This is a genomic window from Bradyrhizobium sp. (assembly GCF_019242285.1).
Classification (GTDB): Bacteria; Pseudomonadota; Alphaproteobacteria; order Rhizobiales; family Xanthobacteraceae; genus Bradyrhizobium.
On record NZ_JAFAVV010000197.1, the window covers coordinates 1 to 3,694 of the forward strand.

A 3,694-nucleotide genomic window follows, 5' to 3' on the forward strand; every position below is an offset into this window, starting at 1 on the left:
TGTCGGGCGGCGAGAAGGCGCGTCTCGTGATGGCAAAAATGCTGTTCGACCCGCCGAATTTCCTCGTGCTCGACGAGCCGACCAACCATCTCGATCTCGCTACCAAGGAAATGCTGATCGCAGCACTGGCCGAGTTCGAGGGCACCATGCTGTTCGTGTCGCATGACCGGCATTTCCTGGCTGCGCTCTCCAACCGCGTGCTGGAGCTGACACCCGAAGGCGTCCACAGCTACGGCGGCGGTTACAGCGAATATGTCGCGCGTACCGGGCACGAGGCGCCGGGTTTGCGGAGCTGAGCTGCAACTTGCCGGCTTGACGCCCATCCGCCTCCCGCTACGTTCCTCGAGTCAAGCGGGAGGAAACGATGAAGCAACTTCGGGTCGGCGACATCACGATCGATGCGGTGATCGAGCGGGAGGGGCCGTGGCGCCGGCCGCAAGATTTCTTTCCGGCCTATGACGAGGCGGTGTTCAAGCATCATCTGCGGACCATGGAGCCCGAGGTGTTCGACAGCGCGCTCGGCCTCATGGTCATCACCTATCAGACCTTCGTGGTGCGCACGCCGCGCTACACCATCCTGGTCGATACCTGCACCGGCGAGAACAAGGGGCACCCGCCGCCGTTCGATTTCCCCGGCAAGGAGCGCTGGCGCAACGAGTTGTTCGCGCTCGGCGTCTCCTTCGACAAGATCGACTACGTGTTCTGCACCCACCTGCACATCGACCATTGCGGCTGGAACACGACCCTGCGCGACGGGCGCTGGGTGCCGACCTTCCCGAACGCGAAATACGTTTTCCACAAGCGCGAATATGCGGTCTGGGAGGAGGAGAACAGGAAGGGCAACAATCCGCCCGGCACCGTGTTCCGCGACAATTGCCTGCCGATCGTCGAGGCCGGGCAGGCGCTGCTGGTCGATGACGACTATGCGCTCGACGACACCGTCACGCTGACGCCGACGCCGGGCCATTCGCCCTGCCATTGCTGCGTCAACATCTTCTCGAAGGGCCAGCGCGCGGTGGTGGCTGGCGATCTCATGCATCATCAGATCCAGGTCCGCGAGCCCGACTGGTCTGCGAGGCCCGACTGGGACATGAAGCAGTCGGTGGTGTCGCGGCGGAAGTTTTTTGCTTCCGTCGCCGACACCGACACGCTGATCCTGCCGATTCATTTCCCGAATCCGACCGTCGGCCTCGTGAAGTCGGACGGCAACGGGTTCGACTACCGCTTCAAGCGGGAGTAGCCGTGAGCACGACAACTCCTTCGCGCGTTGCGATTGCGGGCCTCGGCGCGATCGGCAAGAGCGTCGCGCAAGCCCTCGATGGCGGCATCGACGGGCTGACGCTGGCGGCCGTGTCGGCACAGACGATCGACAAGCACCGGCGCTGGCTGGACCAATTCGGGACGCGGCCCGCGGCCCTGCCGATCGAGGCCCTGGCCGAGGCCGCCGACATCGTCGTCGAGTGCGCGCCGAGCCGGCTGCTCCGCTCGATCGTGGCGCCCGTGGTGTCGCGCGGTAAGACCGCGATCGTGCTCAGCGTCGGGGCGCTCCTGGAGAACGAGGACCTGGTTGCGCTGGCGCGCGACGAGGGCGGCCGGATCGTGGTGCCGACCGGCGCTCTGATCGGGCTCGACGCAATGGCTGCGGCCGCGGTGGGGACGATCCATTCGGTCCGGATGATCACGCGCAAGCCGGTGCAGGGGCTCGTGGGCGCGCCTTATCTCGTCCAGCAGGGCATCGCGATCGACGGGATCGCTGCGCCGCTGAGGATCTTCGAAGGCACGGCGAGGGAAGCCGCCAGGGGCTTTCCCGCCAACCTCAACGTTGCGGTGGCGTTGTCCTTGGCCGGCATCGGTCCCGACCGTACCATGGTCGAAATCTGGGCGGACCCGACGGTGACGCGCAACACGCATCGCATCGAGGTGGATTCGGATTCCGCGCGGTTCTCGATGCTGATCGAGAACATCCCATCGGAAAATCCCCGGACCGGACGGATCACCGCGCTCTCGGTGATTGCCTGTCTTCGCAAGCTCCATGCGCCGCTTTGCATCGGCACCTGAAGCAAAAGGCGGCCTGCGGCCGCCTTTTCTCGTCGAAGATTGACGAGGCGAGCGGCTTAGCCGCCGGCCTCGCACTTCTTCATGAAGCTCGTCTTGGCCGCGCCGGCGAGCTTCTTGCCGTCGGCGCCGACCGCCTTGGTTTCGCAGGAGTCGTGCATGCACTTCTTCATGTACGAGGTCTTGGCGGCTCCCGCCAACGGCTTGCCGTCCTTACCCATCGCCTTGCTTTCACAGGAATCCTGGGCGAACGCCGAGCCGGCGGCGAAGGTGGCAACGATGGCGGCCAGGAATATGCGCTTCATGAGGTGTCTCCCCTTTAATTCAAAGTGGCGCACTGGACCTTGGAATCTTGGCGAGATCAAGCTTGTACTTCGGTTTCTTTGCCAAATACCGTTTGCTTGGCGGCTCATGCGCCGCGTTCGAGCAGCAGCTTGAAATCCGCACGGGCCCGTTGCGCTTCGGCTTTCGCAGCCGCGGAAGCTTCGCCGAGACCGAAATAGCCATGGATCAGGCCCTCGCCGGGATGGTGTCTCACCGGCACGTCGGCGGTCTCCAGCGCCGCAGCATAGGCCGAGCCTTCGTCGCGTAGCGGATCGAACCAGGCGGTGCAGACGATCGCCGGCGCCAGTCCGGCATGGTCTTTCGCGCGCAATGGCGAGACCCGCCAGTCGCTACCCTGGCTTCCGTCGGCGAGATAATGGCCGCAGAACCATTCCATCACCGCCCGCGACAGGAAATAGCCCTCCGCATTCTCCGCACGTGAGGGAAAGCGCGCGTTCTCTTTCGCATCCGCGAAATTGCCGAGCGCGTCGGTCACGGGGTAGACCAGGAGCTGGGCGGCAAGCCTGGTACCGGCATCGCGGCAGGCGATCGCGGCGACGGCCGCAAGATTCCCGCCGGCACTGTCGCCGGCCACGCCCAGGCGGCTGGCATCACCGCCGAACGCGTCGATCCGGCCGGCGACGTCTTGCACCGCGGCAAACGCATCCTCGAATGCGCCGGGGAAGCGGATCTCGGGCGGACGACGATAGTCGACCGAAACCACCACCGCGCCGGTTTCGATCACGAGCCAGCGGGCCTGGCGGTCATGGGTTTCGAGATCGCCGGCAACCCAGCCGCCGCCATGGAAGAACACCACCGTCGGCGATCGGCCGCTGTCTGGCCGGTAGACCCTCGCCGCAAGCGGGCCGGCCGCGCCCTTCACCTGGATGTCCGCAACGCTCGCCACCGCCGGCGGCGGCACGGCGGCGCGCGAGGCGGCCAGCGCCCGCAACGCCTCGCGGGCGCTCTGCGGCGTCATGGTCGCGGGATCGCGCAGCGGCAGCAGCGGAATGATCTGGGCGATCACGGGATCGAGCGGGGCGGGCATGATGGGACTTTCTGGGCGTTGCCGCGCCACGATAGAGTTCGCGGCTCGCCCGGGCAATGCGATCAGCGCTCGCAAATTCATTCCATGCGACGAACCGGTTCCCCTTATGCGGCACGAACCTCGGAGAGGAACTTGTTCACCTCGCCGGCGAGATCGCGCGATTGCGACGACAATTGCTGCGCCGCGCCGAGCACGCGGCCGGCGGCCGAGCCCGTATCGTCGGCGGCCCGCTGCACGCCCGAGATGTTGGTGCTGACCTCCTGGGTG

General features: G+C 65.9%; 4 protein-coding genes and 1 pseudogene. 3 read left to right on the plus strand and 2 right to left on the minus strand.

Translation table 11 applies throughout. The annotated features are described in order from the left end of the window. From JOY90_RS07455 to JOY90_RS07465, 3 genes and pseudogenes are all read left to right on the plus strand, one after another. Positions 1-296 (plus strand): annotated as a pseudogene (locus tag JOY90_RS07455) (ATP-binding cassette domain-containing protein); the annotation flags it as partial. 68 nt (positions 297-364) lie between these two features. After that, positions 365-1,240: an MBL fold metallo-hydrolase gene (locus JOY90_RS07460; RefSeq protein ID WP_291690504.1), complete on the plus strand. Its 876-nt coding sequence runs from the start codon at positions 365-367 to the stop codon at positions 1,238-1,240. A gap of 2 nt (positions 1,241-1,242) precedes the next feature. Further along, on the plus strand, positions 1,243-2,058 hold the full coding sequence (locus tag JOY90_RS07465) for an aspartate dehydrogenase (RefSeq protein ID WP_291690505.1): 816 nt from the start codon (positions 1,243-1,245) through the stop codon (positions 2,056-2,058). A 56-nt stretch (positions 2,059-2,114) separates the two neighbouring features. Here JOY90_RS07465 and JOY90_RS07470 read toward each other — a convergent pair whose 3' ends face one another. Then, positions 2,115-2,360 carry a hypothetical protein gene (locus tag JOY90_RS07470; RefSeq protein ID WP_291690506.1) on the minus strand — a complete coding sequence of 82 codons (246 nt, stop codon included), beginning with the start codon at positions 2,358-2,360 and terminating at the stop codon, positions 2,115-2,117. Positions 2,361-2,464: 104 nt separating this feature from the next. Further along, positions 2,465-3,427, minus strand: coding sequence for an alpha/beta hydrolase (locus tag JOY90_RS07475; RefSeq protein WP_291690507.1), 963 nt, complete (start codon positions 3,425-3,427; stop codon positions 2,465-2,467). Positions 3,428-3,694: the final 267 nt, after the last annotated feature.